Annotated in this window: 24 protein-coding genes; 10 read left to right on the top strand and 14 right to left on the bottom strand. The window is 65.7% G+C overall.

Annotated elements, in window-relative coordinates; all coding sequences use genetic code 11:
- On the bottom strand, positions 1-430 hold a 430-nt coding region (locus AC5Y2L_RS11635), incomplete at its 3' end, for a universal stress protein (RefSeq protein ID WP_499939694.1).
- Between the two features lie 124 nt (positions 431-554).
- Between AC5Y2L_RS11635 and AC5Y2L_RS11640 the strand changes: the two genes are divergently transcribed.
- The 3 genes from AC5Y2L_RS11640 to AC5Y2L_RS11650 all read left to right on the top strand — a co-directional run bounded on the left by AC5Y2L_RS11640 (position 555) and on the right by AC5Y2L_RS11650 (position 1,581).
- On the top strand, positions 555-803 hold the full coding sequence (locus AC5Y2L_RS11640) for a hypothetical protein (protein ID WP_499939695.1): 249 nt from the start codon (positions 555-557) through the stop codon (positions 801-803).
- Positions 804-939: 136 nt separating this feature from the next.
- Positions 940-1,245: a hypothetical protein gene (locus AC5Y2L_RS11645; RefSeq protein WP_499939697.1), complete on the top strand. Its 306-nt coding sequence runs from the start codon at positions 940-942 to the stop codon at positions 1,243-1,245.
- Positions 1,246-1,404: 159 nt separating this feature from the next.
- Positions 1,405-1,581, top strand: coding sequence for a hypothetical protein (locus tag AC5Y2L_RS11650; RefSeq protein ID WP_499939698.1), 177 nt, complete (start codon positions 1,405-1,407; stop codon positions 1,579-1,581).
- A gap of 985 nt (positions 1,582-2,566) precedes the next feature.
- Here the strand turns inward: AC5Y2L_RS11650 and AC5Y2L_RS11655 are convergent.
- The 8 genes from AC5Y2L_RS11655 to AC5Y2L_RS11690 form a co-directional block, all read right to left on the bottom strand.
- Positions 2,567-2,863 (bottom strand): hypothetical protein, encoded by a 297-nt coding sequence (locus tag AC5Y2L_RS11655; RefSeq protein WP_499939699.1) that lies wholly within the window; start codon positions 2,861-2,863, stop codon positions 2,567-2,569.
- A gap of 64 nt (positions 2,864-2,927) precedes the next feature.
- A complete protein-coding gene (locus tag AC5Y2L_RS11660) occupies positions 2,928-3,239 on the bottom strand; it encodes a YciI family protein (RefSeq protein WP_499939701.1) in 312 nt (103 codons plus the stop codon).
- Positions 3,240-3,352: 113 nt separating this feature from the next.
- Positions 3,353-3,559 (bottom strand): three-helix bundle dimerization domain-containing protein, encoded by a 207-nt coding sequence (locus tag AC5Y2L_RS11665; RefSeq protein WP_499939703.1) that lies wholly within the window; start codon positions 3,557-3,559, stop codon positions 3,353-3,355.
- 266 nt (positions 3,560-3,825) lie between these two features.
- Positions 3,826-4,800: an alpha/beta fold hydrolase gene (locus AC5Y2L_RS11670; RefSeq protein ID WP_499939705.1), complete on the bottom strand. Its 975-nt coding sequence runs from the start codon at positions 4,798-4,800 to the stop codon at positions 3,826-3,828.
- Entirely contained in the window at positions 4,797-5,222 is a 426-nt protein-coding gene (locus AC5Y2L_RS11675; protein ID WP_499939798.1) for a DUF2834 domain-containing protein, read from the bottom strand. The genes AC5Y2L_RS11670 and AC5Y2L_RS11675 overlap by 4 nt, the downstream gene beginning before the upstream one ends.
- A 45-nt stretch (positions 5,223-5,267) precedes the next feature.
- Positions 5,268-5,603 carry a DUF732 domain-containing protein gene (locus AC5Y2L_RS11680; protein WP_499939707.1) on the bottom strand — a complete coding sequence of 112 codons (336 nt, stop codon included), beginning with the start codon at positions 5,601-5,603 and terminating at the stop codon, positions 5,268-5,270.
- 62 nt (positions 5,604-5,665) lie between these two features.
- Complete coding sequence (locus AC5Y2L_RS11685) at positions 5,666-7,177, bottom strand: alanine/glycine:cation symporter family protein (RefSeq protein WP_499939708.1); 1,512 nt, start codon at positions 7,175-7,177, stop codon at positions 5,666-5,668.
- Between the two features lie 78 nt (positions 7,178-7,255).
- On the bottom strand, positions 7,256-7,858 hold the full coding sequence (locus AC5Y2L_RS11690; protein WP_499939710.1) for a DUF732 domain-containing protein: 603 nt from the start codon (positions 7,856-7,858) through the stop codon (positions 7,256-7,258).
- On the opposite strand from AC5Y2L_RS11690, the gene AC5Y2L_RS11695 reads away from it, so the two are divergent.
- Together AC5Y2L_RS11695 and AC5Y2L_RS11700 are read left to right on the top strand one after the other, a co-directional pair.
- Positions 7,739-8,494, top strand: coding sequence for a Clp protease N-terminal domain-containing protein (locus AC5Y2L_RS11695; RefSeq protein WP_499939712.1), 756 nt, complete (start codon positions 7,739-7,741; stop codon positions 8,492-8,494). The genes AC5Y2L_RS11690 and AC5Y2L_RS11695 overlap by 120 nt on opposite strands.
- 82 nt (positions 8,495-8,576) lie before the next feature.
- A complete protein-coding gene (locus AC5Y2L_RS11700) occupies positions 8,577-9,110 on the top strand; it encodes a hypothetical protein (RefSeq protein ID WP_499939714.1) in 534 nt (177 codons plus the stop codon).
- 1 nt (position 9,111) lies between these two features.
- Here the strand turns inward: AC5Y2L_RS11700 and zapE are convergent, their stop codons facing one another.
- Positions 9,112-10,227 (bottom strand): cell division protein ZapE, encoded by a 1,116-nt coding sequence (zapE, locus tag AC5Y2L_RS11705; RefSeq protein WP_499939716.1) that lies wholly within the window; start codon positions 10,225-10,227, stop codon positions 9,112-9,114.
- Between zapE and AC5Y2L_RS11710 the strand changes: the two genes are divergently transcribed.
- From AC5Y2L_RS11710 to msrB, 4 genes are read left to right on the top strand one after another with little or no spacing between them, the layout of a single operon-like run.
- Positions 10,226-10,978 carry a pyrimidine reductase family protein gene (locus AC5Y2L_RS11710; protein WP_499939717.1) on the top strand — a complete coding sequence of 251 codons (753 nt, stop codon included), beginning with the start codon at positions 10,226-10,228 and terminating at the stop codon, positions 10,976-10,978. The genes zapE and AC5Y2L_RS11710 overlap by 2 nt on opposite strands.
- Before the next feature lie 8 nt (positions 10,979-10,986).
- Complete coding sequence (locus tag AC5Y2L_RS11715; RefSeq protein ID WP_499939800.1) at positions 10,987-12,564, top strand: alpha/beta hydrolase; 1,578 nt, start codon at positions 10,987-10,989, stop codon at positions 12,562-12,564.
- A 22-nt stretch (positions 12,565-12,586) separates the two neighbouring features.
- Positions 12,587-13,945 (top strand): arabinofuranan 3-O-arabinosyltransferase, encoded by a 1,359-nt coding sequence (gene aftC / locus AC5Y2L_RS11720; protein WP_499939719.1) that lies wholly within the window; start codon positions 12,587-12,589, stop codon positions 13,943-13,945.
- Positions 13,920-14,327, top strand: a complete 408-nt coding sequence (gene msrB, locus AC5Y2L_RS11725) for a peptide-methionine (R)-S-oxide reductase MsrB (RefSeq protein ID WP_499939721.1) — start codon at positions 13,920-13,922, stop codon at positions 14,325-14,327. The genes aftC and msrB overlap by 26 nt, the downstream gene beginning before the upstream one ends.
- Before the next feature lie 66 nt (positions 14,328-14,393).
- Here msrB and AC5Y2L_RS11730 read toward each other — a convergent pair whose 3' ends face one another.
- Genes AC5Y2L_RS11730 through hemE form a run of 4 tightly spaced genes read right to left on the bottom strand, consistent with a single transcriptional unit; the run spans position 14,394 to position 18,269 of the window.
- The gene (locus tag AC5Y2L_RS11730) at positions 14,394-15,143 is read right to left on the bottom strand and encodes a class I SAM-dependent methyltransferase (RefSeq protein WP_499939723.1); all 750 of its coding nucleotides are present in this window, start codon (positions 15,141-15,143) and stop codon (positions 14,394-14,396) included.
- Positions 15,140-15,835 carry a hydrogen peroxide-dependent heme synthase gene (gene hemQ / locus AC5Y2L_RS11735; protein WP_499939725.1) on the bottom strand — a complete coding sequence of 232 codons (696 nt, stop codon included), beginning with the start codon at positions 15,833-15,835 and terminating at the stop codon, positions 15,140-15,142. Before hemQ ends, AC5Y2L_RS11730 begins: the two co-directional genes overlap by 4 nt.
- A 5-nt stretch (positions 15,836-15,840) precedes the next feature.
- On the bottom strand, positions 15,841-17,199 hold the full coding sequence (locus AC5Y2L_RS11740; protein WP_499939727.1) for a protoporphyrinogen oxidase: 1,359 nt from the start codon (positions 17,197-17,199) through the stop codon (positions 15,841-15,843).
- On the bottom strand, positions 17,196-18,269 hold the full coding sequence (hemE, locus tag AC5Y2L_RS11745; protein WP_499939729.1) for a uroporphyrinogen decarboxylase: 1,074 nt from the start codon (positions 18,267-18,269) through the stop codon (positions 17,196-17,198). The genes AC5Y2L_RS11740 and hemE overlap by 4 nt, the downstream gene beginning before the upstream one ends.
- A 137-nt stretch (positions 18,270-18,406) precedes the next feature.
- Here hemE and AC5Y2L_RS11750 point away from each other — a divergent pair, with 137 nt between their 5' ends.
- Positions 18,407-18,886: a hypothetical protein gene (locus AC5Y2L_RS11750; protein ID WP_499939731.1), complete on the top strand. Its 480-nt coding sequence runs from the start codon at positions 18,407-18,409 to the stop codon at positions 18,884-18,886.
- Positions 18,887-18,893 lie beyond the last annotated feature (7 nt).

The raw sequence follows: 18,893 nt of genomic DNA on the forward strand, positions 1-18,893 counted from the left end.
CGGTCTTGGCCCTGCGGGAGACTTCGGATGGGACTGATCCCAGCAGCCGCCCGGCGACCTTGCTGAGTCCGACGTTGCCAACGACCAGCAGGTCGGCATGGACCTCCTCGGCGAGGCGCACCAGCGCATCGACCGGAGGGCCTACGATCGATCGCTTCTGAACGTTTTTGGCACCGGCTTTATACGCCCGCTCGCTGGCGTCTCGCAGGATTTCCCGGAAGGGGGTGTCGCGCACCGTTCGGTAGTCGGCGCCATGGTCGCTGCCCGGCGGCACGCTCCAGCCGCCGCGTTCCTCGCGGACGGGCGAATGCGCCGTCGCAACGATCAATGTCGCGTCGTGGTCCGCGGCGACCTCGCTTGCGCGGTCCACCGCACGCATCGATGTGTAAGAACCATCGGTGCCGACCACGACGGTCTGGTAGGCGCTCATGTCCCACCCAGTGTACGGCCGACGGAGGCTCATTAAAGTGCCTTGAATACGCGATGCTTGACAGCACTTATGCTGGGTAAACGCTGCGGTGAGGCGCCAACTGTGTGTATCGGAAGGCTGTGACATGTCGGATTCGGCGCGCGACCGCGCGGCTGCGGATGACCTTGCAGCGCAACGGAACGAGCAGGTGGCTCAAGGTCATGAATGGGCCGCGCAGGCAGACCATAGTGGTAGCAGCGATCAGCATCGCGACGCTGCCACTGAACGCCGGCGGACCGCCGGAAAGATCGCGCCGATGCTGAAGCCGCCAGAAATGAAGACGACGAACGAGCTGACTAGGTGGTGTCCCAACGCAGCGGCAAGCTTGGTTTAGTCCTGGGCATCACGCTCGGCCCGCCGGCGCTCCGGTGGCGGGCCAGCGCGGTGATAACAACGTCTCTGGCGCCGTGTCGAGGGCATAAGCTAAACCAAGCCAATGTTGAGCACGGATCCCGCTGGGAGGTCCTGCGATGACAAGGTTCGTTCGCAGTTTGGCTGCCGGTGTCGCGGTCGCGCTGGTTTCGATGCCTGCCGTGACGGTCACAGAGGCGGGAGTCGCTTCGGCGGAATGCGATCCGAACTGGTCGCGTAATCCCGTGGCCAAGGAGTGCAAGCCTCCCCCGCCGCCGCCGGCCTGGTGGACGCCTCCGCCGGAGTACGCGCCGATATACGCGCCGCAGTCGGCGCCACCGCCCCCTGAACCGCCGCCGTGGGCACAGTCGCTCCACCCGGTGTGGGACGGGAGTCATCAGCAGTGGGTCTGGGTGGGGATCTAACCACCCCGCGGCCCACTTACGCGTTCGGCGCTGACGGCCACGTTTGGTCGACCAAATGCGCAACCTCGCCATACCTTCGCGCACACGCCACCCTGACTTTGGTCGCGAATACTGACGTCAGTTGATCGCGATCTGGGAGTCACCCTAGGAGCAGCGTGGGTGAATGCTCGCGAATGCTGGGAAGTCACCCAACGCACGACGACGCCGGCGTCACCCACCGGCTTTGTCAAGCCATCCGGCCAGGGCGAGGTAGGCCACAGCGTGCAATTCCTCGCGGGGGGCCCACTGCGGGACCCGCCGCGTAACGCCCAGATGGGACCCACCGATCATCTCTAGAGCACGCCCGGGTGGTGTGTGTTTCGTTTGGACGGCCACGGATCAGGGTATCGCGAGAAGCACTGAACGCCTGTCGATTGGGAGGTCAGGATCGTGACCATCATCGCGTGCCCCGCGTGTGGCTATCCCACGCTGGGCCCCGACCTCTGCGCATTCTGCCGCCCAGTCGCAGCGACGACATTGACCGCATTTCCCAGCTCGATGGCGGGCCCAGCGGAGACAGGACCGGATGCACCAGTCATCGTCCGCGTGTCAGCTCAGGAACCAAGCGTCGACACCGAACCCCGCTTGCCCGGCAACACCGCCACCTTCGCCGCAGCCGGCTAAGTCGGCACCGCGCTGCCTTCACCGGATTTCAGTATTTGATCTGCGAATTCCACCGTGGAAATACCATTTGCGTCGTCGTGCGCGAAAAAAGATCCGAGCCTTCGGCTCCGGCGGATGGCCGTTCCCCAACGGCGGGTACTCGGCCGGGCGGGCAGGGAGGAAGCTCACTGGACTGTGGAGGAGTACGGGTTCTGCCCAATAGTTCTTGTTCACATTCTCGATAAACACTTGCGCAGCGCCTAAATTCTCCATGATGTCGACGACGCGCTGGTCACGAATATTTGTGTACTCGACCGCCCATACCTCCGTAGGCCAGTCTGTTGCAAACAACATGCTGCCGAACCCCTTCCGTGGCTGGGCAGCCCAGCTAGGTCCGAGCCTCCATTTGAGGCCCCCCAACCCAAAAGCGATTCGGACGCGAACCGGGCGATGACGAACGGTTCACATACAAGGAACCCTGCGACGGTAGTTGCAACTCTAGGGAACCTGCGAGATTAACTTTAAGGTCCTCACTCGCTTGGCTCATCGATCTTCGTCTTTCGTAACTTATTTGGAATGCTTTTTTGACCACCCGGACGGATTAGCTGCCAATAAGGAGAAAGAGATAATGGGTCGTTAGCTTGGCCACCTTATGGCAGCCAGTCTCGCTTGAACATTCCTACGGGTTGTTCTGCATAACGCAGTGCACAATGCCATTCGCCACGCGCGGCTCGAACCCCATCTGCCCTACTTTCTGAGCTTCTGCCGCGGGGGAAACACCAGACTTGAGATCCTGCTCGATGGTTCCCGCGAGGAACACATTGTTTGGGTCAGGAGCTGACAGCGGGATGTTACGGATGTTCGCCACGCAGCGAAAGTAACCGTCGTCATCGGCATGCGCCGCCGACATCTGCACCAACCCGAGGGGGCCGACCAAGGCGACGCCGACCGCCGCAACGGCGTGCTTGAAACTCATGCTTGCATGCATACCCGCCGCCGCCGCCAATCACTCCTTGCTATGCACCTGGGCGCCAGGACGACTACATCCCCGGAATTGGCAGGAATTCGAGGACTTCGATAGTGCCGCCATGGGCGCTGTGTGGATGACCCTCCAGCACCGCCTGCAACGCTTCGGCAGAATCAGCCTGCAAGATGGAGAATCCGCCGATCGGATCGCCGCTGACCGCGGTGACCGGCTGCAGCGGTGAACCCAAGTCCACGATTGCCGATCCGGCCTTGCCGGCCCAAGCCATCCACTCCTGCATACCGGCCTGCTGCTCTTCGGCGGTCGCACCGGCCATCTGATCGGCTGCGGACTGATCGGACCGATACAACACGAGGAACTTCGTCATCTGTTGCTCCCTGGACGTCGTTAAAGCCGCAACCCACTAGAGCGGTTTGATCGCGGCCGCAATGGATCGAAAAAGATTGCGTCACAACGCCCCGTCGAAAGACGGGCCCGGCGCTACGTAACCTGGCCCAGTTCGTCGCGCGCGTGTTTCTCGATGAACAGCGGGATGAAGCCCCGGATAGGACTGGCGTCGAACCGGGCATGCTCTCGGCGTACAAGGGCGTCGACGTCCTCAGGCGAGACACTCGGGAAGTCGTCAATCAGTCGCCGTTCGAGATGCGCCAATACCGGTTCTTCGCTCAGCGGAGTGACCTGTCTCATGCTCGGAGCTCTTCCCTTCACTTGCGGTAGTAAACGGATGGCCATCCGGGACGTAATAGTGCGTGTTATCGACGCCGCGATGCCACCCTGACCGGCCGTGATCCGCAAGATTTCGCAAGAAGTTCACGAACACGTCGCTCAAGCGCTGCGCAGCATTAGCAGCCGTCTGAGCCGTGAGCGACCCGGGATGCGTTTGCTGGAAAACCTGCGACGGCTGCCACCGCGTTGCTCGCGGCCAGCGTCACGACGGCCATCCCCGTCGCCGGTCACCGACGCAAAGCCGAATCCCCTTGCGCCGGAAACGATTCGATGACCTTCACCAGATCGTCGGCAGCTTCCCAATTCAACAGGTGTCCCGCGTCCGGAATGGTGACCAGCCGCGCCCCGGGTATGCCTGCAGCGAGGCGGCGCGAGTGATGCGGCGGTGTCGTTCGGTCGGCTGATCCGACCATGACTACCGTCGGCACCGCGATCTCCCCCAGACGCGGGTATCGGTCTTCCTGTGAGAACGCCCGCACAATCGGCAGCAACGACCCGTGGTTGTCCAGATGTTGGTTGAACAATTCGATGAACACCGAGACCATCGTCGGCGACGGGCGCCTTCCGCACTGAGCGGCGCCGAACAGCATCGCCACGGTCTTGTTGCGCAGCATCCGTTGCAGGATGCCATATTGCAGCAGTGGGATCTGTAGCCGGTTCTGTGGCGCTCCGTCCAGCACGCGACCCGCCCAGGTGGCGAACAGCACCAGCCCACGCAGCCGCCGCGTCAGATCGGGATGGTCGAGCATGGCGCGGATGGTCAGGAATCCGCCCATCGAATGCCCGATGAGCACGCCGTCACGGACGTCGAAGTGCTCCAGGACGGCGGCGATATCGGCTGCCATGGGCTCGGAACCGATGCCGTCGGAGCCCAGCGTGGAACGTCCGTGGCCACGCTGGTCGAAGGCGATAACCCGAAAGCCCTTGGCTTGCAATTGGTCCCAGACAAAATTCCATTCGGCGATGCTGGCGGTGTAGCCGTGCACGAAGACCACCGGCGGCCCCTGCCCCGCAGCCAGCGCCCGCAACACCGTCCCGTCCGGGCGGGTGATCAGACTCTCCTCGCCCTGCGGCTCAGCCGTAAGTTGTTCGCGGGTAAAGGGATTGGGATTTCGTCCGATCCGCGCGGCGGCCGCCCGGGCACCGCCCCAGAGCAGGCCGGTCGCACCAACCAACAAGCTCGCCGCCAATCGTCGTCTCATCGCAGATCGACCCAAACGGTAACGGCGCCACTGAGAATGGCGAACAGGCCGAGCAGGATCGTGTCGACCGCACCGAGGCGCGGCGATTCCGATGCGCCCAAACGCAATTCGCGGGCGATCAGGAAAAGCGGAAACATCACGCTCACCGCAACTAATAGCGATCCCAGGATGTAAGCCCAGACGAACCGCACGCCGTGCTTCCGGGCTTCGATCACCATCAGGATGGTCGCGGCGAGGACGAACATGATGATGTCGGCGGTGATGCTTCGCGATGCCGCCGTTGCCTTGGTGTCTTTGAAGAAATTGATCAGGAAGCCGGATGGGTTGCCCGCGTATGCGACGTTCTGGCTCCATGTCGCAACCAGCGCTGCCACGGCGATCGCCCCATAAACGCCGCACAGTACTTTGCGGGATACGGGCATGGCCGACGGAGTGTGCTCTGCTTTTTCCACGGCCTCAACAGTAAGTCAGCTGCCGGATTTCGGGCTCGGACTGGGGCTCTCTCCGGTGAGGTACTTAGGGCAGTAATGGGCGGTGGCCAGGGTGGTGAACTTGGCGGCGCCGGCTCCCTGGAAGGCTGGGTTACGGCTGCGCAATTCGCTGACGATCTCGGTGGCCGTCTTCCCGTCGTCGGCCAGCTGACATACCGACTTCGCGGCCGTTATCGCGCGATCCGGGTCCTGGTAGGTGATGCCGGCCTGGCGTAGTTCGGAGAGGAACTCTTGATCGTTGTCGTCGGCGTACGCCGGCCCGGCCATACCGATCACGACGGCGACGCTTGTCAGCCCCAGCAGCAGTCTCATGACTCCCCGATTTTTGCAGAGGGGCGGCGCCGACGCATCTCTTGGCGCGAACCTGAAGACCCCTACGCAGCCGGGGACACCGGCGACAACGTGAGCGCCGACGGGCCAATCGGCAGGGCTTCGGCCAGGGCGCTGACCGGGCGACGTTCCGGGATTTCCCAGATGTCGCCGTCGAGCACGCCGGGCAAGTCGGCCTCGCTGGCGACGAAGACCGGTTCCACCCCCGACGCCGACTGACGTTGGTAATCGTTGACCGCTGCAAACGCCCACCGGCTCAGCAGACAAATCGCGATCAGGTTGGCGATGGCCATCACTGCCATCGCGAGGTCGGCGAGCGCCCAGACCAGCGTGAGCGTGGACATGGCCCCAAATGCGATGGCCATCAGTGTCACCAGTTTCAACACGTGAATCGCCCAGCGGCGCCCGCCCAGGAAGAACAGATTCGCCTCGGCGCAGACGTAGTTGCTCAGCACCGAGGCGAATGCGAAGACGAACACGACTGTCGTCATCAACACGGTGGTCCACGAGCCCAGACCGGCGGCGACGGCTGACTCGGTCAGGCTGGCACCGGCGACCGACCCGGTATGAGCGGGGTTGTAGACGCTTGGCCCGGACATCAGCACGATGAACGCCGTCGCGGTGCAGATCACCATGGTGTCGACGAAAACGGCGAGCGACTGGATCAGCCCCTGCTCCACCGGATGTGACACGGTGGCCGCACCGGCGATGTTGGGCGAACTGCCCATCCCCGCCTCGCAGGCGAACAGTCCCCGTTTGACTCCGGTTGGCATCGCCACCGCGATGCCGCCGGCGAAACCGCCTGCCATTTGCTTGATTCCGAATGCCCCGCCGATAATCTGCTCGATCACCGCGGGCAGTTGGGTGATGTTGGCTGCCACAATCGCCAGCGCCAGCAACGCATAAGCCAGCGCCACCCCGGGCAGCACCATGCCGGCGAACTTCGCGACCCGGCGCACGCCGCCGAACAGCACCGGCGCCGCGAGCGCGGCCAAAGCCACTGTTGTCCAACCGATTGGGATGCCGTGGGACGACTTCAGCACGCCGCTGATGGCATTGGTCTCGACCATGTTGAACGCGGTCGAGAAGGTGATCATCAACAGTACGGCGAACAAGACGCCACCTGTCCGCGACCGCAGCCCCCGCTGGATGTAAAACGCTGGGCCACCGCGGAAAGCGCCGTCGCCCGAGCGCACTTTGAACAGCTGGGCCAGCGTCGCCTCGATGACTGCGGTGGCCATGCCGACGCCGGCCACCACCCACATCCAGAAGATCGCGCCCGGTCCACCGACGGTGAGCGCGATCGCCACACCGGCGATGTTCCCGGTGCCCACCCGCGACGCCAGCCCGACGCAGAACGCCTGAAAGGAAGAGATCCCACCGTCTTGGCGGTGGGATCTACGCAGCTGGCCGAACATGCGGCCGAAATACCGGATCTGAATACATTTGGTGCGCACCGTGAAATAGATGCCGCCACCGATGAGCAAATAAACAAGGACGTGGGTGTTCAGGACATTGCTAAGCGGATCGATCAACTGCGCCTGAAGGAAGTCCAAGTTTGCTTCCTCTCCGCCGAACACCGGCTGCTATGCGTCACAGAATGGTAAAGACGAAATGTTGAGGCCACGTTTCGTTCACCGGGATGTCGGTAGCGGGGGTGTTAACAATCCGTCACAGGCGCAGCGTTCAGGAGCCGCCGCTGCCCCTGGTCGAAAGAGCTGTGGGACAGTAGACGTTCGCCGCAATCGCGGTGAACTTCGCGGCCTTCTCCTGACTGAGCCCGGGGTTGAGGTTTGCACGTCCTTCACCACATCCACCATCGGCGCGCCTTGCCCGGCCTTCTCGCACACCCATTTGCCGGCGGTGATCACCCGGGCCGGGTCGGGGAAGCCTATACCGGCCGCCTGGACCGTCGCGAGGAATTGGTCGTCGATGCTATCCGCGTACGCCGGAGAGGCCACGCCGGTGATAACGGCGAGGCCCGCCAGCGTCGGGATCAGCGGCTGCACAGTGTCCTGATGGTCGCAGAGGGACAACCAGCTCGCACCTTTTGCAGTGACTCCCGCATCGTCAACCCCCAGTTGACCCCACCGCTCCGTCAACCTATCGTTGACGCCATGACCGATCCCACCGCAATCGCCTACCCCGTACGTCTCGACGAGCTGATCAACGCGATCAAGCGCGTGCACAGCGATGTGTTGGAACAGCTCAGCGATGCGGTTCTGGCCGCAGAGCATCTGGGTGAGATCGCCGACCATTTGATCGGGCACTTCGTGGATCAGGCACGCCGCTCGGGCGCGTCGTGGACCGACATCGGCAAAAGCATGGGCGTCACCAAGCAGGCCGCGCAGAAGCGGTTCGTGCCGCGCTCCGAGGCCACCGCGCTCGATCCGGATCAGGGTTTCGGACGCTTCACGCCGCGGGCCCGCGGGGCCGTCGTCGCCGCCCAGAACATCGCCCACGAAAACGCCAACACCGAGATCACCCCCGACCATCTGCTGCTCGGGCTGCTCAGCGACCCAGCGGCGTTGGCGAGCGTCCTGCTCAATCTGCAGCACGTCGACTTCGAGGCGCTGCGCGCGGCCGCGACCCTTCCCCCGCCCGCTGCCGAAGTGCCCGACCTCATTCCGTTCAGCGGCCCGGCGCGCAAGGCGCTCGAACTGACCTTCCGGGAAGCACTTCGGCTGGGCCACAACTACATCGGCACCGAACACCTGCTGCTGGCGCTGCTCGAGCTCGAAGACGGCGAGGGACCGCTGCACCGATGCGGCGTGGACAAAGACCGCGTCGAGGTGGACTTGGTCGCCGCGCTGGAATCCCTCACCGGCGGCAGCAAGGCCGCGGGGGGCGGGGGGCGCGCCGAAGACGGTTGACCTGCTGCGGCCAACCCCTCCCCTTTGCTACGGCGCGTGTGCAATCATGCGAGGGTCCGCCGAAGGAGCCGAGGAGGCAACGATGCACCGCTGGCTGGCTGTCATGACCACCTTCCTCGTCGCAGTTGCCGGGGTCGTCGCGGTTGCGGGCCTCACCGCCGTCGCTCCACGTGCGTGGGCGGGCGACGCGCCAATCGGACACATCGGCGACACCCTGCGGGTGGTCACGGACACCTACGTCGCGGACGTCACCGTCAGCAGCGTGACGCCGTGTGACCCGCCGCCGGGATTCGGCTACACCCGCTCCGGCGTCCCGGTGAAAAGCTTTCCCGACAGTACCGTTGAGCGCGCCGATGTGATCATCCACGCGGTGCGCGTGCCGAATTCCTACATCATGGCCACCAACTTCAGCTTCAACGGCGTGACGCCGTTCGCCGACGCCTACAAGCCCCGGACCTCGGATGCGCCCGACGCGCTGGACAACGTGCTGGTGAACGCCCCCCAAGGATCCATCGTGCGCGGCGAAGTGTACTGGGACGCCTACCGTGATCCGGTATCCAATGTGGTGCTGCTGGACAAGAAGACCGGTCAGCACCTCGCCCAGTGGAACCTTTGAGCTAGGGGTCAACCGCCTGGGCCGTCAGCGCCAGCAGCCGAGAAGTGGCCCGCAGGTACTTCTTTCGGTAACCACCGGCCAGCATCTCCGCGCTGAAGATGGTGTCCAGTTTCTCCCCTGACGCCACCACCGGGATGCCTGCGTCGTAGAGCCGGTCGGTCAGTGAAACCAGTCTCAGCGCAACGTTCTGGTCGTCGATGGCGTGCACTCCCGTCAGGAAGACCGCGGTCACGCCCTCGATCAACGTCAGATACCGCGACGGATGCATGGTGGCCAGGTGGTGGCACAGCGCGTCGAAGTCGTCGAGGGTCGCCCCGGCCACACTCCCCGCGCGCATGGCGACCTCGTTGTCGGACAACGGCTTTGGCGCCGGCGGCAGATCGCGGTGCCGATAGTCCGGTCCTTCGATCCGCACTGTGGTGAAAATCCTTGCCAGCGTGTTGATTTCGCGCAGAAAATCCTGTGCTGCGAACCGGCCCTCGCCCAGCTGCTCGGGCAACGTGTTGGACGTGGCCGCCACCGACACACCCCGTTCGACCAACGACGAGAGCATTCGCGAGATCAGCGTGGTGTTGCCCGGGTCGTCCAGTTCGAACTCGTCGATGCACACCGCGGTGTAGTTTGCCAGCAGGTCGATGCATTCGACGAAGCCGAAAACCCCGGCCAATTGCGTCAGTTCGCCGAACGTTGCGAAAGCCTTTGGGGCTTCGGCGTTGTCGGGTGTCGTCTCCGGGCCCGGCCCGGGCAACTGGTAGTACGTCGAGGCCAGCAGGTGGGTCTTGCCCACCCCGAATCCGCCGTCCAGGTAAAGCCCGACGCCGGGCAGCACCTCCCGTCGGCCCAACAGCTTCTTGCGGCCCGCCCGGCGCTGCACAGCCTGCCGGCAGAACTCCTGACAGGCTGCGACGGCGGCCGCCTGACTGGGTTCGGCCGGATCCGGACGGTAGGTCGCAAAGCTGACTTCGGCGAACGTTGGCGGCGGCCGCAGTTGGGAGATCAGCCGCTCGGGTGACACGCTCGGATGCCGGTCCACGAGGTGAGCGACTTGATCGGGCGGGTTCTCCGATATGGACCCGTGCATGCAGGCACTGTAGCGGCGTGCTGCAATCAAACCCATGCCCACACTGAGGCTGCTCGAATCCGGCCGCGAAGTCGACGACGGTGAGCTGCCCCGCTTCTACGACTACCCCGCCGATCACGACGACGTCTGGCTGCGAGCCAATTTCATCACCAGCGCCGACGGAGGTGCCACCGCCGCCGGCACCACCGCCGCGATGGCGTCACCGGGCGACAAGTTCATCTTCAACTTGCTGCGCGAACTGGCCGATGCCGTGCTGGTCGGCGCGGGCACGGTGCGCATCGAGAACTACTCGGGCGCGCGCCTGGACGTCACCCAGCGTCAGCGTCGGCAAGCGCGCGGGCAGAGCGAAATCCCGCAACTGGTGATCGTCACCAAGGCGGGCCGACTCGACCCGAACTTGGGAGTGTTCACCCGCACCGAGGTGCCACCCATGGTCCTCACGTGCACCGAAGCCGCCGATACGACGCGCCGCAGCCTCGCCGGCCTCGCCGAGGTGGTGGACTGCTCGGCAAGCGATCCCGCCGCGGTCGACGAGGCCACCATGCTGGCGACGCTCAAGGCGCGCGGTCTTCGCCGCATCCTCACCGAAGGCGGGCCGATGCTGCTCGGCTCGTTCGTCCAGCGGGGCATGCTCGACGAACTGTGCCTGACCATCGCGCCCTGTCTGGTCGGCGGGCTGGCGCTGCGGATCGCGACCGGATCGGGCCAGCTGCTGACGCCGATGCGGTGCGCGCACGTCCTCACCGACGATTCCGGCTACCTGTACACGCGCTACGTCAAGGCGTGAGCGGGAATATCGCTACTGTGGTCGACATGAGTCGGCGCGTCACGTTTGCCGCGGTTCTGGTCGGGGTCACCACCGTGCTGTCCGGCTGCGTCCCGCTGCTGCCCGCAGACCCGCGCTTCGCCACCAACTCTGGCGCCCGACCACAGGGCGTGGCCACTCCCAAGCCGCCGCCGGCCGGCCCGCCGCCGGTCGCCGCGCCGAAAAACGACTTGTCCTGGCGCGACTGCAGCAAGCAAGTATTCGCCGACGCCGGCGTCTCCGCACCGCCCGGCCTGCTGCTGGAATGCGCCACCTATGACGCCGACCTCGACCCGGCCAACGGCGCGTCGGGAACGATAAGTATCGGCGCCGTCCGCGCTCGCACCAGCCAGACTCCGCGCGACGCCGGCCCGCTGGTCTTCACCACCGGCGCGGACCTGCCGTCGTCGACGCAACTGGCGGTCTGGCTCTCCCGCACGGGCTCCGACGTGCTGCGCGGCCGTCCCATCGTCGCCGTCGACCGTCGCGGCATGGGCATGTCGAGCCCCATCGACTGCCGAGACCGCTTCGACCGACAAACAATGCGCGACCAGGCGCAGTACAAGTCCGGCGACGACCCGGTTGCCAACCTCTCGAACGTCTCCAACACCGCAACCACGAACTGCGCCGATGCCCTCGCGCCGGGAGCTTCGGCCTATGACAACTCCCACGCCGCCTCCGATCTCGAGCGGTTACGCAATATCTGGGACGTGCCCGCCCTGGCCCTGGTCGGAATCGGCAACGGCGCCCAGGTGGCGTTGGCCTACGCCGGGTCCCGCCCCGACAAGGTCGCCAGATTGATCCTCGACTCCCCCGTCGCGCTGGGGATCAACGCCGAAGGCGCGGCCGAGCAGCAGGTCAAGGGTCAGCAAGCCGCCCTCGACGCGTTCGCCGCGCAGTGCGTGGCGATGAACTGCTCACTGGGTCCCGATCCCAAGGGCGCCGTCTCCGCGCTGCTGGCCGATGCCCGCGCCGGTAAGGGGCCGCGCGGTGCGTCGGTGGCCTCGGTGGCCAACGCCATCATCACCGCCCTGGGCTATCCCGCCGACGGCCGCGCCAATACCACAACGAGCCTTTCCGACGCGCTGGCCGCCGCCCGCTCAGGCGACACCAACCAGCTGAACAACCTGGTCAACCGCGCCGACGCCACTCTGGACTCGGATGGTCAGTTCGTCAACGGCTGCAGCGACGCGCTCAACCGCCCGACCCCGGACCGGGTTCGCGAGCTGGTGGTTGCGTGGGGCAAGCTGTATCCCCAATTCGGCACGGTCGCGGCCCTGAACCTGGTCAAGTGCGTGCACTGGCCCACGACTTCGCCGTCGCCGCCGCCGAAGGACCTCAAGGTCGACGTCCTGTTGATGGGTGTGCAGAACGACCCGATCGTCGGCTCCGAGGGCGTCGCCGCCACGGCGGCCACGGTCATCAACGCCAACGCGGCCAGCAAGCGGGTCATGTGGCAGGGCATCGGCCACGGCGCCGGCATCTACTCCTCGTGCGCGGTCCCGCCGCTCATCGGATATCTGGACACCGGCAAGCTGCCCGGCACCGACACCTATTGCCCCGCCTAACACTTGGCGTCGCGAGTGGCCGGTGTACGGTTCGCTCGTGACGGCAGCTGACTCGACCCGAACCGGCTTCAGCGATTGGATACTGGCCGCATTCCGTCCCCCTACCAGTGCACCGAGCGCCGCAACAGTCCTGCGGTCGGTGCTGTGGCCCGCGGCCATCCTGTCGGTGCTGCACCGCAGCATCGTGCTCACCCTGAACGGCAACATCACCGACGACTTCAAGCCGGTGTACCGCGCGGTGAGCAATTTCCGGCACGGCCTGGACATCTACAACGAGCATTTCGACTACGTCGACCCGCACTACCTGTACCCGCCCGGCGGCACGCTGCTGATGGCGCCGTTTGGCTACCTGTCCTTCACACCGTCCCGGTATCTGTTCATCGCGATCAACACCGTGGCGATCCTGATCGCCTGGTACCTGCTGCTGCGGATGTTCAAATTCACGCTGTCCTCGGTGGCCGCGCCCGCCCTGCTGCTGGCCATGTTCTGCACCGAGACGGTTACCAGCACGCTGGTGTTCACCAATATCAACGGCTGCGTCCTGCTGGCGGAGATGCTGTTTTTGCGGTGGCTGCTGGACGGCCGGAGCAGCCGTCAGTGGTGGGCCGGCGTGGCAATCGGACTGACTCTGACGCTCAAACCCCTGCTCGGCCCGCTGCTGTTGCTGCCCCTGCTCAACCGACAGTGGCGGGCGGTGGCGACCGCGATCGTGGTTCCGGTGCTGATCAACCTGGCCGCGCTGCCGTTGGTCAGCCACCCGATGGATTTCTTCACCAAGACGCTGCCGTACATCGGGGGCACCCGGGACTATTTCAACAGTTCGATCGAGGGCAATGGCGTGTACTTCGGCCTGCCCACCTGGCTGATCATGGCCATGAGGGTGGCGTTCACGCTCGTCGCGATCGGCGCCCTGTGGTTGCTGTACCGCTACTACCGCACCCGCGACCCGCTATTCTGGTTCACCAACTCCTCAGGTGTGCTGCTGCTGTGGTCGTGGCTGGTGCTGCCGTTGGCCCAGGGCTACTACTCGATGATGCTGTTCCCGTTCCTCATGACGGTGGTGCTGCGGAACTCGCTGATTCGCAACTGGCCGGCGTGGCTGGGGATCTACGGCTTTCTGACGCTGGACGACTGGCTGATTTACAAGTACATGAGGTACGGCCGCGCCCTGCACTACCTGAAGATCACCTACGGCTGGTCGCTGCTGCTGATCGTGACGTTCACCGTGCTGTACTTCCGTTACCTCGACGCCAAGGCGGAGGGACGGCTGGATGATGGGATCGACCCGGCATGGCTGACCGCAGACGGGGAAGCCGGGAGCGGCGGGTCACCGACGGCGGAGCTAGCGTGGACGCATGAACCCGAACGTGCATCTGACTGATGACGAGTGGCGGCAGAAACTCACCCCGGAAGAGTTCCACGTATTGCGTCGTGCCGGCACCGAGCGCCCGTTCACCGGTGAGTACACCGACACCAAAACCGAGGGCGTCTACCTGTGCCGGGCCTGCGGAGCCGAATTGTTCCGCAGCACCGAGAAATTCGAGTCACACTGCGGCTGGCCGTCATTCTTCGACCCGTCGAGCTCCGATGCGGTGATCCTGCGTTCCGATAACTCCCTGGGGATGACACGCACCGAGGTGCTGTGCGCCAACTGCCACAGCCACCTGGGGCACGTGTTCACCGGTGAGGGTTATCCGACGCCGACCGACCAGCGCTACTGCATCAACTCGATCTCACTACGCCTGGTGCCGACCGGGGGTTAGCGCCGAGCCTGTAGTTTTGCAGGCTCCCTCTCGAACTTTCGCTGCAGATTTACAGTTTCGGCGGAACTAGTCGACCCGGGTGGCGTGCACTTCCCAGAAGGGCGCGTGCAGCCTGCCGTCGACCAGCCACGGCTCCATCGCACGAAACTGCTTCAGCAGCTCCTTCGCCTGCTCGGCGACGTCGGGATTGCGCGCTGCCATCATCTCGATCGACTCGGCGCTGATATTGACCTGGTAGGTGGTCGTGCCCAGGTAGGTGATCTCGAAGCCGCCCTGCGGAAGCACTCCGCGAAAGTCGTTCTCCGACAACGACCGAAACATCCTGAAGCCGTTGACGTTGTGCTCGCCGAACTCGAACATGTAGAGCCGCGCCCCCGGCTTGGTCGCCCGGTGTAGCGCCTGGACGTAGGACTTCTGCAGCTCGGGAGCGGTGCTGAGGGTGTGATAGAAAGCGCAGTCGACGACGGTGTCGAACCGGTTGTCCAGGCCCTCCAGCTTCGTCGCGTCGGCGACCTCGAAGTTCACCGAGACGCCGGCCTTGCGCGCATTCTCCTTGGCCCGTTCGATGGCCGCGGCCGACCCGTCGATACCGGTGGCCGAATAGCCCTTCGAGGCGTAGTAGATCGCGTGATGGCCGGGGCCGGTACCCGGGTCGAGCACCTCACCCTTGATCGCGCCCAACGCCACCAGCTGCTGGACCACCGGCTGCGGACCGCCGATGTCCCAGGGCGTGGCCGTAGGCAAGCCGTGCGACCGCCGGTCGTCGCGATACATCTCCTCGAAACGGGTGGGATCGGTCGGGTCCGGGGCGGTCATGGCAGCGAATTGACCAACTGCTCGACCGGCACCCGCGGTCCGGTGAAAAACGGTGTCTCGGCCCGGGTATGACGCCGGGCATCGGTCGCACGCAGCTCCCGCATCAAGTCCACGATCCGATCCAGTTCGGGCGCCTCGAACGCCAGGATCCACTCATAGTCGCCCAGCGCGAACGCCGGCACGGTGTTGGCCCGCACGTCCTTGTACTCGCGGGCGGCCATGCCATGCTCGGCGAGCATCCGGCGGCGCTCCTCGTCGGGCAACAGGTACCACTCGTAGGACCGCACGAACGGATACACGCAGATGTAGTTGCCGGGCTCTTCGCCGGCCAGGAACGCGGGGATGTGGCTCTTGTTGAACTCGGCCGGCCGATGCAGCGCGACGCTGCTCCACACCGGCGAACTGGCCCGGCCCAGCGTGGTGGTGCGCCGAAAATCGGAGTAGGTGGCCTGCAAGGCCTCGACGCGTTCGGCGTGAGTCCAGACCATGAAGTCGGCATCGGCGCGCAGCCCGGCGACGTCGTAAAGCCCACGCACCACGACCCCCCGTTCCTCTTGCTGCTTGAAAAACATGCCGGCGTCGTCGACAACGGCCTCGCGGTGATCGCCGAGCTCGCCGGGCCGCACGGAAAACACCGAGAACATCAAGTAGCGAAGCGTCGAGTTCAGGGCTTCGTAGTCAAGCCGAGTCATGGCACCTATCGTGCCACTTGGGTGTCGAGCGCTGCGATGACGCTGGTGACCGCCTTACCGGCCGAGGCGACGCAAGCCGGCACCCCGATGCCGTCCAGATAGCTGCCGGCCACCGCCACCGTCGGCGGTAGGCCCGCGCGCACCCGCCCCACCAGGTTCGCGTGGCCCGGGCCGTACTGCGGCATCGCGTCGATCCAGCGCCGCACCCGCACGTCGACCGGCTCCACGTCCACGCCGAACACCGCGGCCAAATCGTCCAGCGCCCAGGACAGCAGTTCGTCGTCGGAGGCCCGGGTGGCCAACTCGTCGCCGAACCGCCCGAAAGAAAGCCGCAATAGCTGCAACTCACCATCGGAGTCCCATTTGCGTGACGACAAGGTGACCGCCTTGGCATGCAACGGCTCACCGCTGGCCACCAGCACACCGGAAGCCTGCGGAAACGGTGTGTCGGCCGGCACCGCCAGCGCCACCACCGCCGACGAAGCGCTCACGATCCGGCCGGCGGCGGCCGCACTGGCCGGGGCCAGATCCCCGACCAGGCGAACCAGGCTGGCAGCCGGGATGGCCAGGATCACCGCATCGGCCTGCCAGCTGGCACCGCTGTCGTCGTGCAGCGTCCAGCGGGGTTCCAGCTTGGTCACCGCGGCTTGCACCCACCGCAACCGACTCCGCGCGACGAGTTCGTCGATCAGCACCTGATAACCGCCGACCAGCGATCCGAACACCGGCCCGCCGTCCGCCGGTGGCAGCCCCTGCCGAACCGCGTCAGTCAGGCTGGCGGCGCCGCGGTCGAGCGCGGCCGCCACGGTGGGCGCCCCGGCACGCAGCCCGATTGTCGCCGCCGAACCTCCGTACACCCCGCCCAGCAGCGGATCCACCGACTTCGCCACGACCTGCTCGCCGAACCGGTCGGCCACCAGCGCGGCCACCGGAGGATCACTGCCCGGTTGCCAGCCGAACGGACGGGCCGGTTCGGCCTCGATGCGTGCCAGGGTTGCCTGATCGACCAGCCCCGCCACCGACGCGGGCGACGACGGGATCCCGGCCACCGTGCCCGACGGCAGCGGGTGCAGATTCCCGTCGCTGTAGATCAGCGGTCGGGCGCCGGTGGTGCCGCGCTGGCGTCCGGACAGGCCGAGCTCGGCCAGCAGTGCCGGCACCTCCGGCCGGCGCAGCACGAACGCCTCCGCGCCGATGTCCATGGGCTGGCCGCCAACCAGCTCGGTGCGCAACACACCGCCGAGCCGGTCGGCGGGATCGAACAGGATGATGCGCGCGTCGTCACCAGCGGCCGCGCGGAGCCGGTAGGCTGCCGTCAACCCCGAAATACCGCCGCCCACAACACAATACGAGCGAACGCTCATAGCGAGTGGACCAACGACACCAACTCGGTCAGCACGCCGGGATCGGTCTCCGGCAGCACTCCGTGGCCGAGGTTGAACACATGGCCGGCCGCACCGGCATCCACTGCGCGACGCCCGTCGTCGACGACGGCACGTGCGGCGCGTTCCACCACCGGCCAACCCGCCAACAGCACCACCGGGTCGAGGTTGCCCTGCAGCGCCGTCCCGGGCTGCACCCGGGCTGCCGCGTCGGTGAGCGACGTGCGCCAATCGACGCCGACGACGCGCGCCGGTGCTGACTCGAGGGCCTCCGACATGGCGCCGAGCAGCTCAGCGGTCCCGACGCCGAAGTGCGTCATCGGTACGCCGTGCTCGGCCAGCGTGGCGAAAACGCGGGCGCTGTGCGGCAGCACGTACTGGCGGTAGTCGGCCAGCGACAGCGTCCCGGCCCATGAATCGAACATCTGGATTGCGTCGACCCCGGCGTCGATCTGCCCGCGCAAAAACGCGATGGTCAGATCGGCCAACTTCGTCATGAGGGCATGCCAGCTCGCCGGCTCGGCCAGCATCATCGCCTTGGTGCGGGCGTGGTTCCGGCTGGGTCCACCCTCGACCAGGTAGGACGCCAGGGTGAACGGCGCACCCGCGAAACCGATCAGCGGTACTTCGCCCAACGCGTCAACCAGCAACGAGACCGTCTGCAATACCGGCTGAATCGATTGCGGGTCAAGGGGTTTCATCGCATCGATATCAGCGGCGGTGCGTACCGGCTGGGCGATCACCGGTCCCACGTCGGCGACGATGTCCAGATCGACGCCGGCCGCCCGCAGCGGGACCACGATGTCGGAGAACAGGATCGCCGCATCGACGCCGTAACGGCGGATCGGCTGCAGGGTGATCTCGCAGGCCACGTCCGGCTCGAAGCAGGCCGCCAGCATGCTGTGCCGTTCCCGCAACGCCCGATACTCCGGCAGCGAACGGCCCGCCTGCCGCATGAACCATACCGGCACCCGGCTGGGTTTGCGGCCGGCGACCGCGGCCAGATAGGGCGACTGGACCAGGTCGCGACGGGTACGCGCAGGAGTATTCACTGGCGTCAATGCTGCCACGCCGTCGAAATCCCGAGCCCCGGACCCGTTAGGGGGCGGCCGTTTTGGGTAAGCGCCGGTAGGCGGCGACGAACTTTCGGAGTCCCGGTCGCCCCCGACGCGGCGGAAGGAGACGGTTGATGTTGCTGATGGACAAGCCGGGAAGTGGCGGCGATCTGGTCGAAGAGGCCGAGTATCTCGTCGATCGGGTGCTGCGGAACGTAGCCCATGGTCGCTTCGAGCGTTCACTGTCGGGGTTGACCGCGTTCGCGGCATTGGTGACGACCGCCGAGATCTACCTCGAGCACTACAAGGCCAGCTTCGGCAACAAGTGGATGTGGAGTCCCATCGTCGTCACCCCGCCCGTGGTGGTGGCCGGTGTGGGGGGTGTCTTCTCGAAGCGCTGGGCCAAGAGCTGGCTGCCGCTCACGGCCGCCGTGTACGCGGCAAACGGGCTGTTGGGACAGTATTTTCATGCTCGCGGCGTGTCGCGTCGACCCGGCGGCTGGGGGATGGCGAGCTATAACGTGCCGATGGGACCGCCCATTGCCGCTCCCGGGCTGATGAGCATTGTCGGCGGAATGGGCTTGCTGGCCGCGATACTGCGGCGGGAGAAGTGAGCCCCTG

Source organism: Mycobacterium sp. NGS66, assembly GCF_059812225.1.